This window comes from Shewanella amazonensis SB2B, from assembly GCF_000015245.1.
Lineage (GTDB): Bacteria > Pseudomonadota > Gammaproteobacteria > Enterobacterales > Shewanellaceae > Shewanella > Shewanella amazonensis.
The window spans coordinates 3,874,210-3,893,064 of the sequence record NC_008700.1 but is presented as its reverse complement, the minus strand read 5'-3'; the positions used below and the strand labels follow the sequence as shown (position 1 = coordinate 3,893,064).

The following is an 18,855-nucleotide window of genomic DNA, read 5'->3' as shown; positions in this document are numbered from 1 at the left end:
GATAGGGTAAATGCTCGAAATGATGAGATAACCCAGACCTCAGCGCGGCCCTGCCGCGACGACCTACAAGGAGTTTCCATGCAAGCCGCTCCCAAGATAGCGCCCTTTATGCCGCCACGCCGTATTCTGATGGGCCCGGGCCCTTCAGATGTGTATCCCGAGGTGTTGCTGGCCCAGTCACGCCCCACCGTGGGCCATCTGGACCCCTTGTTTGTGGCCATGATGGATGAGCTCAAAGCGCTGCTGCAATATGCCTTTCAGACCCAAAACGAAGTGACCTTGGCGGTATCGGCTCCAGGCAGCGCCGGTATGGAAACCTGTTTTGTAAACCTGGTGGAGCCTGGCGAGAAGGTTGTGGTTTGCCGCAATGGGGTGTTTGGCGAGCGGATGCGCCAGAACGTGGAGCGCTGCGGCGGTGTTGCCGTGGTGGTGGATTTCCCCTGGGGCGCACCGGTCGACCCGCAAGTGGTTGAAGGTGTGCTGAAGCAGCATCCGGATGCAAGCTACCTTGCCTTTGTCCATGCTGAAACCAGCACGGGCGCGCTGTCGGACGCCAAAACCCTGTGTGCTCTTGCCCGCGAACATAACTGCCTGTCGATTGTGGATGCGGTGACCTCCCTTGGTGGGGTTGAACTCAGGGTCGATGAGTGGGGCATAGATGCCATTTATTCGGGCAGCCAGAAGTGCTTATCCTGTGTACCCGGCTTATCGCCTGTGTCCTTCTCACCCCGAGCGGTAGAGAAGCTTAAAAGCCGCAAGACGCCGGTGCAGAGCTGGTTTTTGGATCAGACTCTGGTGATGGGCTATTGGGGTGGCAGTGGCAAGCGCGCTTACCACCATACCGCGCCGGTTAACGCCCTGTATGCCTTGCACGAATCGTTGCGGCTGCTCGCCGAAGAAGGCCTCGAAAACGCCTGGGCCAGACATCAACACATGCATCAGCTGCTTAAAGCCGGCCTCGAAAAGTTGGGGCTCGGCTTTGTGGTGGATGAGGCTTACCGCCTGCCGCAACTCAACGCCGTGTACATTCCAGAGGGTGTGGATGACGCTGCCGTGCGCAGCCAGCTGCTTAAGGGTTATAACCTTGAGATTGGTGCCGGACTCGGAGACCTGGCAGGAAAGGCTTGGCGAATTGGGCTCATGGGCTATGGCGCACGGGCCGAAAATGTGGCAATTTGCCTGAAGGCTCTGGAAGAGGTGCTGCAGTAATACGCGCAGCCAAAACCTGTGGGTTTTTGGCCTCTTCGGTTGTCAGTGTCTATAGTGAATGACAGTGATAATACTAAGAGATTTTATGCGCTTACCTTTGACTTTATGGCTGCTGTTGGTGATGGTTGGGGCGCATGCCTCTACCATCAGCATTGGCGCTTCTTCAAATCGCCCTCCCTATATTTTGGAAGATGCCGAATCCGGGCTGGAGGTGGAAATCATCCGTGCTGCCTTTGCGGCCGTGGGAATGGAAGCCAGCTTCAAGTTTTACTCTCGCAAACGGCAGTTACTCTTCTACGGGAAAGAACGTTTTGACGGCATAATGACGGTGAACAGCTCACTGGATTTAACCGGTTATCCTTCTGATATCTATATCTATTATCAAAATGTTGCCATTAGTCTTGCCGAGAAGCAGATCCGTCTCGAACGGGTGGCCGATTTGCAGAATATCAGCATTGCCGCCTTTGAGGATGCCTCCATACTGCTGGGGGGCGAGTTTTATAAGGTCAGTAAGAGGACTATCTACCGCGAGCTCGACACGACCGAGAATCAAAACAAGATGTTATATCTCGGCCGTATTGATGTGGCTGTGGCTGAAAAGTATGTGTTTTTGGCCAATAACCTCAGGTTGGCAGGGGAGCTGGATACCTCGAAGGCACTGGATATCCACGAGCTGTTTCCACGCACGGCCTATCGCCTGATGTTCCGCAATTCCATAGTGCGTGATGCCTTCAACGAAGGTCTGCGTAAAATTCGTGAAAACGGCCGCTACGATGCGTTGGTGAAGCAGTTCCTCCACTAATCTGATTGGGGCTGGCGAGTCCTGAATAGCTTCGGTCCCAGCCAGCTTGCCAACAATATGCCCAATAGGCACAGCGGCAGTGACAACGCCGTGGCTGCCATCACATCCTGGCTATGGTGCATGCCCAGCAGCATGCGAGATCCGCCCATTGCCAGCGCCCAGATGCCTAAAAATGAGCAGGTTATCCAGTGTCCTGAAGCGATAAAAAACCAGCTCGCAGTTAGCGCCAGAATGGTGGCGAACAGGGTGTGCCCCGACGGAAACGACAACCCCACCTCTTGCTGCCAGTGGTTTGCAACGCGGGGGCTCATGGGCGGTAAATCCGACGCGTTACTGGCAAAAAGCACTGTCATCACATCGCGGCGATCGCCCTTGTGAAGACGGTAAAAGTCATCTGTATCCAGCAGCTTGTGTTCGGCCAGGAACAATACATTGGGCCTGGGTTCATTAAAGTGGGTCTTCAGGCTTTCGTTGAGCCAGAGGCTGCTGCCGAGTGAGAGCGCCAGCGCCAACAGTAACTTGATGGCTTGGGGGTGTGACAGACGAATAAAGGCCAGCAGTATGACGGCCGCCGCGCTGATGGCGCCCCAGGGCGCTGTGCCGGTAAAGGTGATGGCATAGACAATCTCAGCAGTGGCTCCGTCCAATGGCATCCAGGGGAAGAGGGGGAGCTGCGCCAGGGTCAGGACAGTGGCAGGTACCAGCAGTAACAGCCACAGGGTGAGCAGGAGCAGGGGGCGAATGCTGCGGTCAAAACGGGGGGCCTGGGTATGCTGCATCAAGACTCCTTTCTGGCAACAATTAAAACAATCCAGGCAGACTAACCATCAACTCCCGGAAATTCAAAATAAAAAAACGGCAACCACAAAGTATTTGGCCACCGTGTCCTTCATGTTCAAGGCTCAAGGGATGAACTGGATATTCGGTCTATTGCGGGAGGCATTTACCCTGGCGTCTTGTCAGGTACATGAGTACCAAGAGGACGGTAACCAAGAGCATGCTGCCCATCAGCAGGGCATAGTCTTCGAGCCGCAAAATGGAATACAGCAGACCATAGAGACCGAGCAACATGGCCAGCATGATGCTGCCGCGAGCATAACTTTGGGTGGCGCTGGCCACATAGGCAGGAATGCTGAGCACGGGCACGGCTGCGGCAATCATAAAGGCCTGACCAAAACTCAAATGCTCTGACAATGCCAGCAGCAACAAATAAAACAGGGTCATGGCTGCGCCAACCAGCAGGTATTGCAAGGCCGACAAGGCTTGTCCCTGCCCAAGTTCAAACATCAGCAGCAGGATAAAGGTCAGGGCCACAAACAGCAGACCATATTTAATGGCGCGTTCTACCTTGCCGTAGTGGGTGACGGGTTCAAACAGCTGCGTGTGTGCCCGGGTCTCCATCAGATCCATGGGTTGAGAAGCGCGCATGATTTGTGGGTAGTTGCGGCTCAGGTGGCTGATGTGCCAGTTGGCATTAAAGCCATTGGCATTTATTTCGCGGGCTTCGGGCAAAATGCCATTGAAACTGGGATGAGGCCAGTCGGCATTGAGTTCGAAGCGTGAGTCTTCGCCGAGCGGCAGAAACCCAATACCCTGTGAGCCCCTGAGGCGCAGTTTAAAGTCCACTTTGAAGGGGGCTGTGTTTTGTCCAAGCTGCACCGGTTGATGAAATCCCCGACTAAGTGCCTCCTGAGCCAGGCCCGTGCCTGACATCAGCGAGCCGTGGGAGCTCAAGCCATCGCCACTGACCACAAAATTATCCACGCCATCGATGGCCTGATTGGAAGACAGACCAAATACCAGTCTGGCGCGATTAAATTCGTAAGCTTCCAGATTGCTGATAAGGGGGAGGTTCAGGGAAAACTCGGCCTGCCCCTCAACGCCACTTTGATACACCAGTGAGTGGTAAATGCCGCGGTCGCGGAAGTCATGGTTGAGGCTCGCCTTCATTTTCAGGTGCTCGGGCAGGATAAGGAGCTCATCCTCAATGCTGCTGCGCCTTTGCTTGCGACTGCCATCGGCGCTGGTTTCTTCGGTGAGCACCGAATAGCGATAAGGAAGCACCAACACGGGACCCGCCAGAACCTGCTCTTCGCCCCATGCCTGACCTATGTCCCGCACCACATCACGGTACAGACGCTCTCTGTCTGAGGCCAGGTCCTGTACCAGTGTCAGCGGAATGATGGCCAGCAGGCACAGCATCAGGGTGAGTGATCCCTTGAGAATGAGGGCGATCCTGTTCAGCAATAATGGATTATCGGTATTGCCGTAAAGTCGTGTCAGTCCGGCGCGAATGGCCACAAAGGCACCAAAGCCAATGGCCCCGAGGAGCGCGAGCGCCATGAGGCCGAAAAACATGTCCGCCATCTGTTCTTCCTTGCAGTCTGGTTCGTGGTGAGATTGCAGTAATTGAAACAGAACCTGGGCTGAACAGGGGGGCAGACCCATGATCAATAGTGGCAGAATTATGGCAATTGCGATGCACAAAGCAGCGATTGTGCAAATTGTTGTCATCCTTGACTAAAGTTAATACAGGATGCAGCAAATTTGACCGGGGTCACCCCGAAGGCGAGTGGACTGGCATATGCTGACATCAGGTGTGGCCCGGGTGCGCACTTGTGCCCCGGGAATGCTAAGGAGGTCCAAGATGCGCTTTCAGGTTCAATTTACCCTGGCCATCCGCAGTTTCGATCGTAAACGCGCGGCATTCCTGTCTAAAAAGCTGACCCTGCCCTTTGTGCCCTTTGTGGGTTTACAGCTGGTGGAGCCCAGTGGCAACAGCGAGCCCGTGATCTCTGTGGCCTGGTCCGACGAAACTCAGACGTTCCACTGCCATATCGATGCCATTCAGGCGCAGATGCCTCAGGGCTGCGAGCTTGACCTTGATTATCTGATTGAGTCAGCAAGGGAAAATGGTTGGGAGGGCGCCGCAAAAATTTACGATCTGGCCGCATAGCTATAAAACATTGAAGGAGTCTGGCCCGATGAGAAAGGGAATTGGGTTGTGGTGTTTGCTGTTTTCTGCGGGAGCATCGGCCCATGAAGTGGCCCTGGGTGGTGGCTTCGGTGCCGGTTTTTCCCACCCTGTGCTGGGGTTGGATCATTTGCTCGCCATGCTCAGTGTTGGCATGGTCAGTACCCGACTTGGCAGGCACGCCATCTGGCAGGTGCCACTCGCCTTCCTGTGTTTTATGTCCCTTGGTGCCGTGCTTGGTATAACCGATATCGCCTTGCCTCTGGTGGAAGCCGGGATTGCGTTGTCGGTAATGCTGCTTGGGCTCGCCATTGCTTTTAACCGTGCTTTGCCGCTTTGGCCTGCCATGTTGGCGGTAGCCGTATTTGGCATATTCCATGGTCATGCCCATGGTATGGAAATGCCAACACTGGCGAGTCCCTGGCTGTATGGGCTGGGCTTTATCCTCGGCACAGCTACGATACACCTTATCGGTGTATTTACCGGTTTATTGCTTGCGATGAAAGAGCGCCGTTATCCCCTGACCCGTATCACCGGAGCTGGCATCGCTGCCATGGGTACCCTGTTCCTGATAGGCACAGTGTTACCGGGATAAGCTGGTCGATAATGAAAAACGCCAGGCATTGCCCGGCGTTTTTAACTGTGAGAATTAATGACAGGCTCAGGCCTGCTTGTCTTCCAACAGTTTTTCCAGTGCTTCGACCTTGGTCTGCAACGCTTCCAGTTTTTCGCGGGTACGCAGCAGCACATGTTGCTGCACCTCAAATTCTTCCCGGGATACCAGGTCGAGTTTCATCAACTGGCTTTGCAATACCTGCTTGCTGCGCTCTTCCACTTCTCCGGCAAACTGCTTGAGGCCAGAAGGAAGGTTGTCACTGAGCTGTTTGGCCAAGTCTTCGATTTTTTTGGGGTTCAGCATCTGTCATTCCGCCTTGGTTTGAATTGGCTCGATTGTACCCCAGCCAATGCCCAAGCCCAAGTGCCTCTGTAGATGATGAAACGCCTCCTTACGGAGGCGTTGTCAGTTCAGAATGGCATCGTTGGCCTAGGCATCGAAGCGGTCGGCATTCATCACCTTGCACCAGGCGGTGACAAAGTCCTTTACGAAGGTCTCTTTGTTGTCGTCCTGGGCATAGTACTCGGCGTAGGCGCGCAATACAGAGTTGGAGCCAAACACCAAATCGACCCGGGTGGCGGTCCATTTTTTCTGGCCACTTGCCCTATCGCAGATCTCATAGAGATTGTTGGCGACCGGTTTCCAGCGATAACTCATATCGGTGAGGTTAACGAAAAAGTCATTACTGAGGCTGCCGGGATTGTCGGTCAGCACCCCATGTGTGGTTCCACCATGGTTAACCGCCATGGCGCGCATGCCACCAATCAGCACTGTCATTTCCGGCGCTGAGAGTCCCATGAGTTGTGCCCGGTCGAGCAGCATTTCTTCCGGCGTGACCACAAAGTCCTGCTTTTGCCAGTTACGGAAGCCATCGGCCAGTGGCTCAAGCACCTCAAAGGAGTCGATGTCGGTTTGTGCCTGACTGGCATCACCACGACCGGGGATAAAAGGCACCTTGATATTGAAACCGGCGGCTTTGGCCGCCAGCTCGACACCAAGATTGCCACCCAGCACCAGGGTGTCGGCAATGCTGACGCCCATGTCGCTGGCGATGGGGGTAAGCAGCTCCAGCACTCTGGCCAGTCTGGCGGGCTCGTTGGCTACCCAGTCTTTTTGCGGCAACAAGCGGATGCGTGCGCCGTTGGCTCCGCCGCGCTTATCTGAGTTTCTATAGGTTCTGGCGCTGTCCCATGCGGTGGCGACCAGCTCGGCGGCGCCAAGCCCCGTACCGGCGATGCGTGCCTTAACCGCCTCGGGGTCATATTGACTGTTACCCTTGGGTACCGGGTCCTGCCAAATCAAGTCTTCTGCTGGCACATCCGGACCAAAGTAGCGGGATTTGGGGCCCATGTCTCTGTGAGTCAACTTGAACCAGGCCCTGGCAAAGGTGTCGGCAAAATAGTCGGGATCGTGGAAGAATCTTTCGGCGATGCGGCGGTAATCCGGGTCCATCTTCAGCGCCATGTCGGCGTCTGTCATCATGGGGTTGCTGCGGATGTTGGGGTCTTCCACATCCACTGGCTTGTCTTCTTCCCTGATGTTCACCGGCTCCCACTGCCACGCGCCTGCCGGACTCTTGGTGAGTGCCCAGTCGTAGCTGAACAGCAGATGGAAATAACCGTTGTCCCAACGGGTGGGGTGGGTGGTCCAGGCGCCTTCGATTCCGCTGGTGACTGTGTTGCGGCCTATGCCGCGACTTTGATGATTCATCCAGCCAAAGCCTTGCTCTTCCAAAGGCGCGGCTTCAGGTTCAGGCCCCAGATTGGCGGCGTTACCATTACCATGGGCTTTACCCACGGTATGGCCACCGGCGGTGAGTGCCACAGTTTCTTCGTCATTCATCGCCATTCGGGCGAAGGTCACGCGCATATCCTGGGCGGTTTTCAGTGGGTCTGGATTGCCATCGACCCCTTCCGGGTTGACATAAATCAGCCCCATCATCACTGCTGCCAGTGGGTTTTGCAGATCGCGAACCCCGGAATAGCGACTGTTGGCGCCGCCGCTGGGGGCCAACCATTCTTTTTCTGCGCCCCAGTAGGTGTCTTTCTCGGGGTGCCAGATGTCTTCACGACCAAAGGCAAAGCCGAAGGTTTTCAGCCCCATGGATTCATACGCCATGTTGCCTGCCAAAATCATCAAGTCGGCCCAGCTCACTTTGTTGCCGTATTTCTGTTTGATGGGCCACAGCAGGCGCCTGGCCTTGTCGAGATTGCCATTGTCGGGCCAGGAATTGAGTGGGGCAAAGCGCTGTGCACCATGGCCGCCACCACCACGACCGTCGGCAATGCGATAGGTGCCGGCCGAGTGCCACGCCATGCGGATCATCAGGCCGCCATAATGGCCCCAGTCCGCTGGCCACCAGGCCTGGCTGTCGGTCATCAGGGCTTTGAGATCTTGTTTGAGTGCCTCCACATCGAGGCCTTTCAGGGCTTCCCGGTAATTAAAGCCCGGTGCCATGGGGTTGGTTTTACTGTCGTGCTGGTGGAGTATGTCGAGGTTCAGGGCTTTGGGCCACCAATGATTGTCGGCCTGGGTGGCAGAGGTTGCACCGCCGTGCATTACCGGACATTTGCCTTCATTACTCATGTTGCTGCTCTCCTTAGTACCATTCCCTGTTTAAGGGCTTCCATCAGAAAACATGGCATCGACAGAAGCTTGGCATCTGAGTCTTCAGCTGCGATTGGCCGCCGATACCTTTGGCTGCACATTGTATTGACTCAACCATACTAGTAGAGCCCAGTGTCAGCTTCCAATCACATTTAACGATTGCAACGACCTGTTATGTAGGCACCAGCAGAGGTTGAGTGAGAATGAAAATGTCATAAAAAAGCCGGGACTGGTCCCGGCTTTTTCGTGCATTCAGCTATCAGGCATTGGCTTCCACAAACTCTGGCAGTGGCTTATGTTTTTCACCGAGAAAGCTGTAGATAACCGGCAGTACAAACAGGGTGAACACAGTGCCTATGGCAAGGCCAGCCACAATCACCAGACCTATGTTGAAGCGTGCCACGGCGCCGGCGCCGGAGGCGAACAGCAGCGGAATAAGGCCAGCAATCATGGCCGCTGTGGTCATCAGGATGGGGCGCAAACGGATTTTGGCTGCCAGGCTGATGGCTTCGATACGGCTGATACCACGGTGCAGCTGCTCTTCCTTGGCTACTTCACACATCAGGATGCCGTGCTTGGTGATAAGACCCACCAGGGTAATGAGACCCACCTGGGTATAAATGTTCATGGACGAGAGTCCGAACACATGGGTCCAGCCCAGCGCAATCAGGGCGCCACAGATAGCAAGCGGCACAGATACCAGGATCACCACAGGATCTTTCAGACTCTCGAACTGGCTCGCCAGCACCAGGAAGATGATGGCAATGGCCAGCAGGAAGGTGCTGTAAAGCGCCGAACCTTCGGTCACAAACTGACGGGCTTCGCCGAGGAAGTCGTAGTTGTAGCCCTTGGGCAACTGGTTGTCGCCAATGTCCTTAAGGAAGGCGATGGCATCACCTATGGCAACCCCGGGAGTGGCCACGCCGCCAATGGTGAGTGAGTTCATCTGGTTGAAGTGGGGCAAAGAGCGGGGCTGGGCCACCATCTCGATTTCCACCAGACTTGAGAGCGGGATGGAATTACCGTCGGCCGCCTTTACGTAATAGTTTGCCAGTGACTCGGGATTGGCGCGTAGTTTACGTTCCACCTGTGGGATCACTTCATAGGAGCGGCCATCGAGATTGATGCGGTTGACATAGCCATCGCTCATCATGGTCGACAGCGTCATGCCGATATCCTGCATGGTCACCCCGTAGGTGCCCGCCAGATCGCGCTTGATATGGATGCGCATGCTGCCTGAGTCAAACTTCAGGTTCATCTCGGAGTAGATGAAATAAGGACTCTTTTGCACCTTCTCCAGCACCTGAGTACCAATCTGGAACAGGCTCTCAAAACTGCTGGCGGTTGTGACCACAAACTGAATGGGCAAGCCGTTGGAGGCGCCGGGCAACTCGGGCATCTCAAAGGTGGTGACCGCCATGCCGGGAATGCTCTTTACCTCACCGGCAAAGAACTTCTGCATCTCTTTCTGGCTCTTGTCACGCTCACTCCAGGGCACCAGAGGTGCAATACCAAATGCCTGATTGGCGTTCGGAATGCCCACAAAGGCAAGAGAAGCTGCCGACTCAGGCTGGGCCGCAATCATATTGGTAACCAGCGTCATGTTGGCCTGGATGTAATCGAGGTTGGCCGTGGAAGGCGCTGTGCCCATCATCATCACCACACCTTTGTCTTCCTTGGGGGCCAGCTCAGCGGGGATGAATTTAAACAGCAGCGGCAGCGAGGCAAACACGATAATCGCGAAGGCCACCACCACGGCACGTTTTTGCATAACAGCAGCCAGCATGCGGGAATAACTGTCGGTCATGCGACTCAAGGTTGATTCAACCGCATGCTCAAACTTGCTCGGCGCACTGTGCTCTTTCAGGATTTTCGAGCACATCATGGGCGACAGCGTCAGTGCCACAATGCCCGAGATAAACACCGCGCCCGCCAGGGTCAGGGCAAACTCCTTAAACAGGGAGCCCGTTATGCCACCCATCAGCGCGATTGGCGCGTACACAGCCGCCAGGGTAATGGTCATGGAAATCACCGGTACCGCAATTTCGCGGGTACCGATAATGGCTGCGCGAAACGGGCTTTCACCGAGCTTGATATGACGGTCGACGTTTTCCACGACCACGATGGCATCGTCCACCACCAGACCAATGGCGAGCACCATGGCGAGCAGGGTCATCAGGTTTAAGCTGAACCCGAAGGTCTGCATGATAATGGCCACGCCAATCAGCGACAGCGGAATGGTCACAATCGGAATAAGCACGGCGCGCAGCGAGCCCAAAAACAGGGTGATCACCACAATCACAATAATCGCCGCTTCGCCGATGGTTTTAATCACCTCATTGATGGACTCGTCGATGGCGCGGGATGAATCATAGAGGATGCGTGCCTTGATGGATGGCGGCAGGCTGCGCTCGATTTCCGGCAGTAATGTTCGTGCATCGGCGGCCACAGTGAGCGGGTTGGCGGTGGGCGTCACATCCAGACCTATCACCACAGCCTCCTGACCGTCGGCGAGGGCGCGGTAAACATCATGGCTCTTGTCCAGAGACACTTCGGCGATATCACCGAGGCGCACCACCTTACCGTCACCACTCTTAATCACCAGGCGCTTAAGCTCGTCGATGGTGGCCACCTGGGTATCGGCGGTGCCGTTAAACAGGGTGTAGACACCATTGGCCTGACCCACAGCCGACTGGAAGTTGTTGGCCTGCAGCACCTGCATCACTTCGGTTGCGCTCAGGTTAAACGCGCCCATGCGGGCCGGGTCGAGCCATATGCGCATCGAGTACTGGATACCGCCGTAGAGGTTAACTTTAGCCACCCCATTGATGGTAAACAGCTGCGGCTTCACCACCCGCTCCAGATAGTCAGTAAGCTGACTGGAGTTGATGCTATCGCTGGAAAAGGCGATATAGAGCACTGATGTTTGCGAGCCGGTGGACATGGTCACAGTCGGATCTTCAGACTCTTTGGGCAGCTGCGAGCGCACCGAGTTTACCTTGGCAAGAATATCAGCCAGGGCGCCGTTGGGATCGGTGTTGAGCTTCATATATACGTTGATGTTGGACTTGCCGAGAAAACTCTCGGAGGTCATAAAATCCACGTTGTCAGCCTGGGCCAATGCCTGTTCCAGCGGCTGAGTAATAAAGCCCTGAATGAGGTTGGCGTCGGCACCATAATAGCTGGTGGCCACGTTGACCACGGTATTGGTCATCTCGGGATATTCCCGCACCTGCATGCTCTTGAGGGCATTCAACCCCAGCAGCAGGATAAGGAAGCTTATCGAAACGGCAAGCACCGGCCGTTTGATAAAGATGTCAGTAAAGCGCATCCGGATGTCTCCTTAGAGCTTGGGCATGTTGGCGGCGTCGGTCATGGCCTTGTCTTCCACCACGCTGACCTTGCTGTTGTTGGACAGGCGGATCTGCCCGGATGTGACTACCAGATCGCCCGGCTTCAATGGGCCTGTGACTAAGGCATCGTTGCCACTGCGCTCGAGTACATTCACATTGATTTGGCGAACTCTTAAAACAGCCTGTCCGTTTTCATCATGCTTCTCAACGAGATAAACCGAGTTGCCATAGAGCGTGAAGTTAATGGCTGTTTGTGGCAGCACGATTTGTTGCTCGAGCTTATCGAGGAGAACGCTGACCCGGGCGAACATACCGCTTCTGAGGCGAGCATGATCGTTGGGGATCCTGGCCTGGATCTGAATCAGTCCGCTTTGATAAAAGACTGCAGGCTCGATGGCGGCGATTTCCCCTTCAAAGGCTTCTTCAGGATAGGCATCCACATACACATGAATTTTTTGTCCCACTGCCACTCTGGGTAGCTGGGTTTGTGGAATGGTGAAACGGATTTTCATGGTGCTGATGTCTTCAAGACGCACTATGTCACTGCCCACCTGGAGATATTCACCGAGGTTGATGTTGCGGATACCCACCAGACCAGAGAAGGGTGCGCGGATTTCGCGACGACCTATGGTGGCTTCCAGGCTTTCGATATCGGCCTTCAGCGCCAGATACTTGGCCTCGGCGTTGTCCAAATCCTGTTTTGATACGGATTTTTGTGCGTACAGACGCGTTAAGCGTTTGAAGTCGGCTTCGGAGGCTGGCAGCTGCACCAGCTTGGCCTGTAGATTTGCTTTTTCAACCCGGGTATCCAGGGCAACCAGCAATTGGTCTTTGCTGATATTGCTGCCGTTTTCGAAGGCGATATTGGTCACCACGCCCGCTGCTTCGTTGGCGATGGTGACCCCCTGATGTGGCTCGACAAAGCCGATGGCATCGATGGTGGGCTGCCACTTTGTGGGGCTCACTGCCAGCGCCGTGACCGGAAACTCGGCTTCCGGCATATTGGCGATGGCCTCGGCAATTTTGCCTTTTACAAACAGATTAAAGCCGATGACACTCCCCAGAGTCACCAGCGCTATGGTCAGCATGACCAGAATCCACTTTTTCATTGCCTATTGGCTCCGCTTATTGGTGAGGCTTGATGGCGCGCCAGCACAGGTCACATACCTGCTCCAGCTCGCTTTGTTGAAAGTTCAGACCGGTGCGGCGCATCCGCCTGCACAGGCCTACGGCTGGCTCAAAGGCCAGCGCAAACAAGAGTTCGTCATCCATATCCAGCATCAGTCCCTGGGCCTTTGCCTCGGCAAAGAGTAAGTGCAGGGGAGCGAATGTTTCCCGCTCAAACTTGCGGTGCTCTTCGCTGTTGGCGCCCGGGAGATGGGTGTATTGCTCGAAGTTGAGCCGCTCCAGAGTGCAGGTTTCACCCAGCCGGATGATGTTGAACCAAATACGCCGAAAGCGATCTTCCAGGCTGCCTTTACTGGCGTCCTCAAGGATAAAGTTGGCGATTTGAGTCAGCACATCGCGCCTCAATTCGTCGATAAGAGCATCTTTATCGGCGAAGTAGCGATAAATGGTGCCAGCAGCCACACCGGCATCTTTGGCCAGCTTCTGCATCGACAGATTGTGTAAACCATCGTTGGCGATGATGTTTTCGGCTGCTCTGAGAATTTGTTCCCGCTTATTGTCCATAACTGATACTCGTAGTGAATGAACGTTCATTCATTTTATGGCGCGACAAAACATTTGGCAAGCGCTGCAGGGTCGCCTGTACGCTTTGGGATCTGCTATGATCGCCAGTCCTCTGTTTGGTTAACCCGGTTGAATATCGCCCCCATGAAGCTGAATCCCGCGCAAAATGATGCAGTCCATTATGTTTCCGGCCCCTGTCTGGTGCTGGCGGGTGCGGGCAGCGGTAAAACGCGGGTGATCATCAACAAAATTGCCTATCTGGTGCAGAAGTGCGGCTATCAGGCTCGCAATATTGCCGCCGTGACCTTCACCAACAAGGCGGCGCGGGAGATGAAAGAGCGGGTAGCCCAATCCATGGGCCGCAAAGAGGCGCGGGGGCTGTGGATTTCTACCTTCCACACTCTGGGGCTGGAAATTCTCAAGCGTGAACACAAGGCTGTAGGGCTGAAGGCCGGGTTTTCGCTGTTTGATGATCAGGACACCCTGGCGCTTTTAAAGGAACTGACCGAAAAAGAGCTTCAGGAAGACAAGGATCTGCTCAAGCTGCTGGCGACCTCAATTTCCAACTGGAAGGGGGCGCTGGTGATCCCGGATCATGCTCGCAAGATAGCCAAAGATGAGCGGGAGCAGTTGTTTGCGCTCCTGTACCAGCGTTATGCCCAGCACATGAAGGCATACAATGCCCTCGATTTTGATGACCTTATTCTGCTGCCGACATTGCTGCTGAGGCATAACGAAGAAGTGCGCAGGCGCTGGCAGACCCGTATTCAGTACCTGCTGGTGGACGAATATCAAGACACCAACGGCAGTCAGTATGAGCTGGTAAAACTGTTGGTGGGCGAACGTGCCCGGTTTACTGTGGTGGGGGACGACGACCAGTCAATCTATTCCTGGCGCGGTGCCAAGCCCCAAAACCTGGTGCTCCTTGGCAAGGATTTTCCGAGCCTTAAGCTTATCAAGCTGGAGCAGAACTACCGCTCCAGTCAGCGCATTTTGCGCGCGGCCAACATCCTTATTGCCAACAATCCCCATGTCTACGACAAGTCACTGTTTTCTGAGCTTGCCTACGGCGAGCCGATGCGGGTTATCACGGCGCTGAATGAAGAGCAGGAAGCTGAGCGGGTGGTGGCTGAAATTATTCGCCATCGCTTCGTAGGGAAAACCAGTTATGGCGACTACGCCATTCTCTATCGCGGCAACCATCAATCGCGTCTGATAGAGAGAGCGCTGATGACCAACCGCATTCCCTACAAACTCAGTGGTGGCACGTCCTTTTTTGCCCGTTCTGAAATCAAGGACATCATGGCCTATCTGCGGCTGGTGGTGAATCCAGATGATGACAATGCGTTTTTACGGATAGTCAACCTGCCCAAACGCGGCATCGGCCCGGCAACTCTGGAGCGCTTGGGTAACTTTGCCAACAGCAAACATATTTCCATGTTTGCGGCTATTTTTGAGCCTGAGCTGGAGCTCCATCTGGGTAACAGTGCCCTGTCGGCGCTGGAGCAATTTGGCCGCTTTATCGTTGAAACCGGAGACATTGCTGAGCGCGGTGAAGGCGTGGATGCGATCAAGCAGCTCATCCGCAACATCAATTACGAGGACTTCCTCTACGAGACCAGCCCCAGCGCCAAAGCGGCAGAAATGCGGATGAAGAATATCTCCGAGCTGTATCGCTGGGTCACTGAGATGCTCAATGGGGACGATCTGGACGAGCCAATGACGCTGCCGGAGGTGGTGGGCCGTTTGACCCTCAGAGACATGATGGAGCGTAACAGCGAAGACGAAGCCGGCGATCAGGTACAGTTGATGACCCTCCATGCCTCTAAAGGATTGGAGTTTCCCTACGTGTTTATGATTGGCATGGAAGAGCGTATTCTGCCGCACCAGACCAGCATAGATGAAGACAACGTGGAAGAGGAACGGCGGCTTGCCTATGTGGGGGTGACCCGTGCGCAGCGGGAGCTTTGGTTTACCCTGTGCCGTGAGCGGCGTCAGTTCGGCGAAACCATGCGCTGCGAGCCCAGCCGTTTTCTGGACGAGCTACCCCAGGATGACTTGATTTGGGAGAGTCGCAAGCAGCCCCAAACAGAGCAACAACGGCAGGAAACGGGCAAAGCCAATATCGCCAATATCAGGGCCATGTTTAAAAAATAATGACTCAGGATATCAGGCGCAGACGCTGCTCTGCGCCTGATGTAGTGGCTGCAATTGTTGAATGTGATCGATACCTGCCTGCACCAAACTCTGGCGGGTGAGGCTACATTCGGTGCCTGAGGCGATGACGGTTAATCCCAATGAAGACGCTGCCATGGCCGAGGCGGTAAGTAAGCGCACTTTTTCCGAGCCAAGTCTGTCTGTGGTGGGCGCCAACCGTAGCGCCTTGATGGGCATGAGAGTGAGGGATTTCAGTGAGCTGTAGCCATTGCCATAGCCCGATAGCCCGAAACTCACCCCCAGTTTTCCCAGTGCCTCGAAGCCTGCAATGTGCCCTTGAGTGTCTTGCACCAAGGCTCGTTCATCGAAAAATAGCCACAGCTTTGCGGGATCCAGATTCAGCTCTCTGACCATGTTTTTCAGGCCTCTCAGGGCATGTTTGTGCTTGAGATGGGCGCTGGATAAACACAAATGCAGTTCGGCATCGTTGAGCTCGAGGGGAAGTGGACGCTTGAGGTGTCTCAGCAAACAGCGGTCCAGCTCGAGGATAAGATTGGAGCGTTCGGCAATAGATAGAATAGTGTCTTCCGCCAGCTCGCCTCCTTTTGAGGGACGCCAGCCAAGGCTTAAACGGTAGGCCAGAGGTTCCCCCGTGGAGAGTGACTCCACCGGCAGGATTTTGAGATACAACTCGTCCCGGGCCAATGCGTCCCGCAGTAATGCCTCATCATGTAGCTCGGCCTGATGTTCCTCGCGGCGTTTGCTGTCGTAAACCACATAGCATCCCTTGCCCCGGGACTTGGCCTGATACATGGCGGCGTCAGCATCTCTCAGCATGGACTCGGGCGTATCCTGCTGACTGCGTCCGCTGATCGCAATACCAATACTGGCGCCGGACTGGAATAGGGCATCACCCAATTGGAAAGGCTCTGATAGCTGAGACAGGATGCGCTCTGCGACTTCTTCGGCGTCTTTGGGGGTATTGATTTGGTCGAGCAGCACGACAAATTCATCTCCGCCCAATCTGCCAAGGGTGTCGTTTTCGCGAATGCAATGGGACAGGCGGCGGGCCGTTTCTATCAAAAAACGATCGCCTTCCAAGTGCCCCAGGGTATCGTTGATTTGCTTGAATCTGTCCAGGTCGATGAAGAGCAGCGCGAATTGGTCGCGGCCATGGCGTCTGACATGCCGCACTGCCTGACCGAGGCGTTCGGTGAACATGCTGCGGTTGGGCAGGCCTGTCAGCGCATCGTGTTTGGCGTCGTGAATAAGCTTTTGTTCCACTTCCCGGCGGCGCTGAATTTCCAGCTCCAGCTCGCGGGTGCGTTCAGCGACTTTGGATTCGAGCCGCTCGTAGCTCTTTTTCATAAACTCAGCATGCTGTTTGCGCTCGATAGCCGTGCCTATGTGCTGTGACACGAAGGTCAACAGTTCCAAATCGCGGATCTGATAGTTCTGGGTCATGCTGAGGCTGTAAATGGTCAGGGCGCCGCGAACTTCGTCTCCAATAAAGAGTGGAACGCCAATCCATTGGTGCATCTTTTGCGTATTGTTGAGATTGGGGGTGTTGACATAAATCTCCCCCTTTTTGACCAGATCCTGGATGTCTTTTTGATCCAGCAGCAGCGGGCGGCGTCTGCTGAGCAGGTATTCAGTCAGCCCATCGGTTAGGGGACGACGGCTGGGGGGCTCCGTGCCAAGCTGCGAAACATAAAAGGGAAAATGCAGCTGCTGATTGGTATCGTCCAGCAGCGCGATATAGCAGTTACTGGCGGGGATCAGGTGGCTGAGAATGTTGTGCAGTCGACTGTAGAAGTCTTCCTGCTCCAGCCCCGATGCCGACAATTCAGCAATTTCAAACAGGGATTTTTGCAGTCGCTCGGCTCGGCGTCTTTCATAGACTTCGAGTTTCAGCTTGTCGTAGGCTTCGCTGAGTTCCTTAGTCCGCTGGTCGATGGATTGTTCTAGCTGCTCCTGATGACGTAGGCGCTCCATTACCCCGGAAATATGGTGGCTGATAAATTCCATCAGCTCTATTTCCGTTAGGCCGTAATTCACGTTGGGATCGTAGGTTTGCACCACTAAAACGCCGGTCGTTCGCTCCTGATAACGGATGGGCACTCCCAGCCACTGGTGGCTGGCACTGCCTAAATTCTCAATGGCTTCCTCGGCGACCAGACGTTCAAAATCGGCTTCGTTGCACAGCATGGTTTCGCCGCAGCGAAATACATAACCCGTGATACCCCGCATCAATATGCTGTGTATGTCTCTATCTGGGTACATCTGGGCCGGATGTGGATCCATTTCATCGGCAAAGAACGGGATTTCCAGACGCTCGGTACGGTGGTTATAGGTGGCAATAAAAAAATTATCTGCGGCGATCAGGGATTTGAGATGCAGGTGCACGCCAGCATAGAAGTCTTCCGGAGAATTCACTTCGGTGGCGATGTGAGTAATTTGTAAGAGTGCGTCTCTGATGATTTCGGCACGTTTATACTTGCCGGCAAGCCGTCTGAGCCTGTCAACCCGCTTCAATAACCGCTCAATGCTTCCCCCTGACGGGGAATTGGCTTCGTCCTTAAATCCAGTATCCCTAAACATATCGTTCGTCGCAGTTGTAAAGTTAATAGGTAACAGAGACGTTAAAAGAACAGCATACTCCCGAATGGAATAGGCTCAAAGGGAATTCTTAGGAGGATTTTTGTACATGTGCACCAGCGGATTAATCAAAACTTGAGCAAACGATGAAAAAAAGCATTTTATGCTCTGGACTCAGGAACAAATACCTCCTACTATATGCGGCGCTGACACGGCGGGGCACCCATAGCTCAGTTGGATAGAGCGCACCCCTCCGGAGGGTGAGGCCGAGGGTTCGAATCCTTCTGGGTGCGCCAGTTGGATTAAGTCGGGTCAGCAAGGAAATTCAGTGGTGACTGTAGCTCAGTTGGTAGAGTCCCGGATTGTGATTCCGGTTGTCGTGGGTTCGAGCCCCATCAGTCACCCCACTTTTCCAGATGAAGAAATTCGTCGGTGATTAGCGCAGTCCGGTAGCGCATCTGCTTTGGGAGCAGAGGGTCAGAGGTTCGAATCCTCTATCACCGACCACTTCCTCCTCATTCTTGAATACCGACAAATGCCGCCTGGCATTTTTTCGTTTTCAATCATAGTGATATTCGATGTTTCGGTGATTAGCGCAGTCCGGTAGCGCATCTGCTTTGGGAGCAGAGGGTCAGAGGTTCGAATCCTCTATCACCGACCACTTCCTTTCTTCGTTTCTTCTCCATCTATTACTCCGTTTTGTAAGCCATGCATGCAAGCCTTTGCTCAACCGTCTTTAGGGCTGACTGGGGCGTCGATGAGTAGGCGGCAATTCTGTCAAACTCAAGGCTTGCAATGACGCAATAAAAAGGCACCGCAAAGGGTGCCTTCAGTACAGCGTCAGTGT

Annotated in this window: 13 protein-coding genes and 4 tRNA genes; 9 read left to right on the top strand and 8 right to left on the bottom strand. The window is 54.6% G+C overall.

Annotation, left to right across the window (positions count from 1 at the left end):
- Positions 1 to 78: 78 nt before the first annotated feature.
- Both SAMA_RS17075 and SAMA_RS17070 read left to right on the top strand, forming a co-directional pair.
- The gene (locus SAMA_RS17075) at positions 79 to 1,209 is read left to right on the top strand and encodes a pyridoxal-phosphate-dependent aminotransferase family protein (RefSeq protein ID WP_011761384.1); all 1,131 of its coding nucleotides are present in this window, start codon (positions 79 to 81) and stop codon (positions 1,207 to 1,209) included.
- Positions 1,210 to 1,294: 85 nt separating this feature from the next.
- Positions 1,295 to 2,011, top strand: a complete 717-nt coding sequence (locus SAMA_RS17070) for a substrate-binding periplasmic protein (RefSeq protein ID WP_041409931.1) — start codon at positions 1,295 to 1,297, stop codon at positions 2,009 to 2,011.
- Here SAMA_RS17070 and SAMA_RS17065 read toward each other — a convergent pair.
- A complete protein-coding gene (locus SAMA_RS17065; RefSeq protein WP_011761382.1) occupies positions 2,008 to 2,790 on the bottom strand; it encodes a phosphatase PAP2 family protein in 783 nt (260 codons plus the stop codon). The two genes, SAMA_RS17070 and SAMA_RS17065, sit on opposite strands and share 4 nt — an antisense overlap.
- Positions 2,791 to 2,938: 148 nt before the next feature.
- Positions 2,939 to 4,378, bottom strand: a complete 1,440-nt coding sequence (creD, locus tag SAMA_RS17060) for a cell envelope integrity protein CreD (protein ID WP_011761381.1) — start codon at positions 4,376 to 4,378, stop codon at positions 2,939 to 2,941.
- 280 nt (positions 4,379 to 4,658) lie between these two features.
- Between creD and SAMA_RS17055 the strand changes: the two genes are divergently transcribed.
- Both SAMA_RS17055 and SAMA_RS17050 read left to right on the top strand, forming a co-directional pair.
- A complete protein-coding gene (locus SAMA_RS17055; protein WP_011761380.1) occupies positions 4,659 to 4,967 on the top strand; it encodes a hypothetical protein in 309 nt (102 codons plus the stop codon).
- Positions 4,968 to 4,995: 28 nt separating this feature from the next.
- On the top strand, positions 4,996 to 5,580 hold the full coding sequence (locus tag SAMA_RS17050) for a HupE/UreJ family protein (protein WP_011761379.1): 585 nt from the start codon (positions 4,996 to 4,998) through the stop codon (positions 5,578 to 5,580).
- Between the two features lie 66 nt (positions 5,581 to 5,646).
- On the opposite strand, the gene ubiK is transcribed toward SAMA_RS17050, so the two are convergent.
- The 5 genes from ubiK to SAMA_RS17025 form a co-directional block, all read right to left on the bottom strand.
- Positions 5,647 to 5,904 carry a ubiquinone biosynthesis accessory factor UbiK gene (gene ubiK / locus SAMA_RS17045; protein WP_011761378.1) on the bottom strand — a complete coding sequence of 86 codons (258 nt, stop codon included), beginning with the start codon at positions 5,902 to 5,904 and terminating at the stop codon, positions 5,647 to 5,649.
- A 126-nt stretch (positions 5,905 to 6,030) separates the two neighbouring features.
- Positions 6,031 to 8,187, bottom strand: a complete 2,157-nt coding sequence (gene katG, locus SAMA_RS17040) for a catalase/peroxidase HPI (protein ID WP_011761377.1) — start codon at positions 8,185 to 8,187, stop codon at positions 6,031 to 6,033.
- Between the two features lie 280 nt (positions 8,188 to 8,467).
- Complete coding sequence (locus SAMA_RS17035) at positions 8,468 to 11,539, bottom strand: multidrug efflux RND transporter permease subunit (protein WP_011761376.1); 3,072 nt, start codon at positions 11,537 to 11,539, stop codon at positions 8,468 to 8,470.
- A 12-nt stretch (positions 11,540 to 11,551) separates the two neighbouring features.
- On the bottom strand, positions 11,552 to 12,670 hold the full coding sequence (locus tag SAMA_RS17030) for an efflux RND transporter periplasmic adaptor subunit (RefSeq protein WP_011761375.1): 1,119 nt from the start codon (positions 12,668 to 12,670) through the stop codon (positions 11,552 to 11,554).
- Between the two features lie 16 nt (positions 12,671 to 12,686).
- The gene (locus SAMA_RS17025; protein WP_011761374.1) at positions 12,687 to 13,253 is read right to left on the bottom strand and encodes a TetR/AcrR family transcriptional regulator; all 567 of its coding nucleotides are present in this window, start codon (positions 13,251 to 13,253) and stop codon (positions 12,687 to 12,689) included.
- Between the two features lie 144 nt (positions 13,254 to 13,397).
- On the opposite strand from SAMA_RS17025, the gene rep reads away from it, so the two are divergent.
- On the top strand, positions 13,398 to 15,410 hold the full coding sequence (rep, locus tag SAMA_RS17020; protein ID WP_011761373.1) for a DNA helicase Rep: 2,013 nt from the start codon (positions 13,398 to 13,400) through the stop codon (positions 15,408 to 15,410).
- A gap of 12 nt (positions 15,411 to 15,422) precedes the next feature.
- Here the strand turns inward: rep and SAMA_RS17015 are convergent, their stop codons facing one another.
- Positions 15,423 to 18,011 carry a sensor domain-containing phosphodiesterase gene (locus tag SAMA_RS17015; protein ID WP_011761372.1) on the bottom strand — a complete coding sequence of 863 codons (2,589 nt, stop codon included), beginning with the start codon at positions 18,009 to 18,011 and terminating at the stop codon, positions 15,423 to 15,425.
- A 216-nt stretch (positions 18,012 to 18,227) separates the two neighbouring features.
- Between SAMA_RS17015 and SAMA_RS17010 the strand changes: the two genes are divergently transcribed.
- The 4 genes from SAMA_RS17010 to SAMA_RS16995 all read left to right on the top strand — a co-directional run bounded on the left by SAMA_RS17010 (position 18,228) and on the right by SAMA_RS16995 (position 18,669).
- Positions 18,228 to 18,304, top strand: a tRNA-Arg gene (locus tag SAMA_RS17010).
- A 35-nt stretch (positions 18,305 to 18,339) separates the two neighbouring features.
- A tRNA-His gene (locus tag SAMA_RS17005) sits at positions 18,340 to 18,415 on the top strand.
- A gap of 23 nt (positions 18,416 to 18,438) precedes the next feature.
- Positions 18,439 to 18,515 (top strand) — tRNA-Pro (locus tag SAMA_RS17000).
- Between the two features lie 77 nt (positions 18,516 to 18,592).
- A tRNA-Pro gene (locus tag SAMA_RS16995) sits at positions 18,593 to 18,669 on the top strand.
- Positions 18,670 to 18,855 lie beyond the last annotated feature (186 nt).

Coding starts and splice junctions, on each gene's coding strand:
- SAMA_RS17065 (WP_011761382.1), bottom strand. CDS start 2,790: ATGCAGCATACCCAGGCCCCCCGTTTTGACCGCAGCATTCGCCCCCTG.
- katG (WP_011761377.1), bottom strand. CDS start 8,187: ATGAGTAATGAAGGCAAATGTCCGGTAATGCACGGCGGTGCAACCTCT.
- creD (WP_011761381.1), bottom strand. CDS start 4,378: ATGGCGGACATGTTTTTCGGCCTCATGGCGCTCGCGCTCCTCGGGGCC.
- rep (WP_011761373.1), top strand. CDS start 13,398: ATGAAGCTGAATCCCGCGCAAAATGATGCAGTCCATTATGTTTCCGGC.
- SAMA_RS17055 (WP_011761380.1), top strand. CDS start 4,659: ATGCGCTTTCAGGTTCAATTTACCCTGGCCATCCGCAGTTTCGATCGT.
- ubiK (WP_011761378.1), bottom strand. CDS start 5,904: ATGCTGAACCCCAAAAAAATCGAAGACTTGGCCAAACAGCTCAGTGAC.
- SAMA_RS17035 (WP_011761376.1), bottom strand. CDS start 11,539: ATGCGCTTTACTGACATCTTTATCAAACGGCCGGTGCTTGCCGTTTCG.
- SAMA_RS17015 (WP_011761372.1), bottom strand. CDS start 18,011: ATGTTTAGGGATACTGGATTTAAGGACGAAGCCAATTCCCCGTCAGGG.
- SAMA_RS17025 (WP_011761374.1), bottom strand. CDS start 13,253: ATGGACAATAAGCGGGAACAAATTCTCAGAGCAGCCGAAAACATCATC.
- SAMA_RS17050 (WP_011761379.1), top strand. CDS start 4,996: ATGAGAAAGGGAATTGGGTTGTGGTGTTTGCTGTTTTCTGCGGGAGCA.
- SAMA_RS17075 (WP_011761384.1), top strand. CDS start 79: ATGCAAGCCGCTCCCAAGATAGCGCCCTTTATGCCGCCACGCCGTATT.
- SAMA_RS17030 (WP_011761375.1), bottom strand. CDS start 12,670: ATGAAAAAGTGGATTCTGGTCATGCTGACCATAGCGCTGGTGACTCTG.
- SAMA_RS17070 (WP_041409931.1), top strand. CDS start 1,295: ATGCGCTTACCTTTGACTTTATGGCTGCTGTTGGTGATGGTTGGGGCG.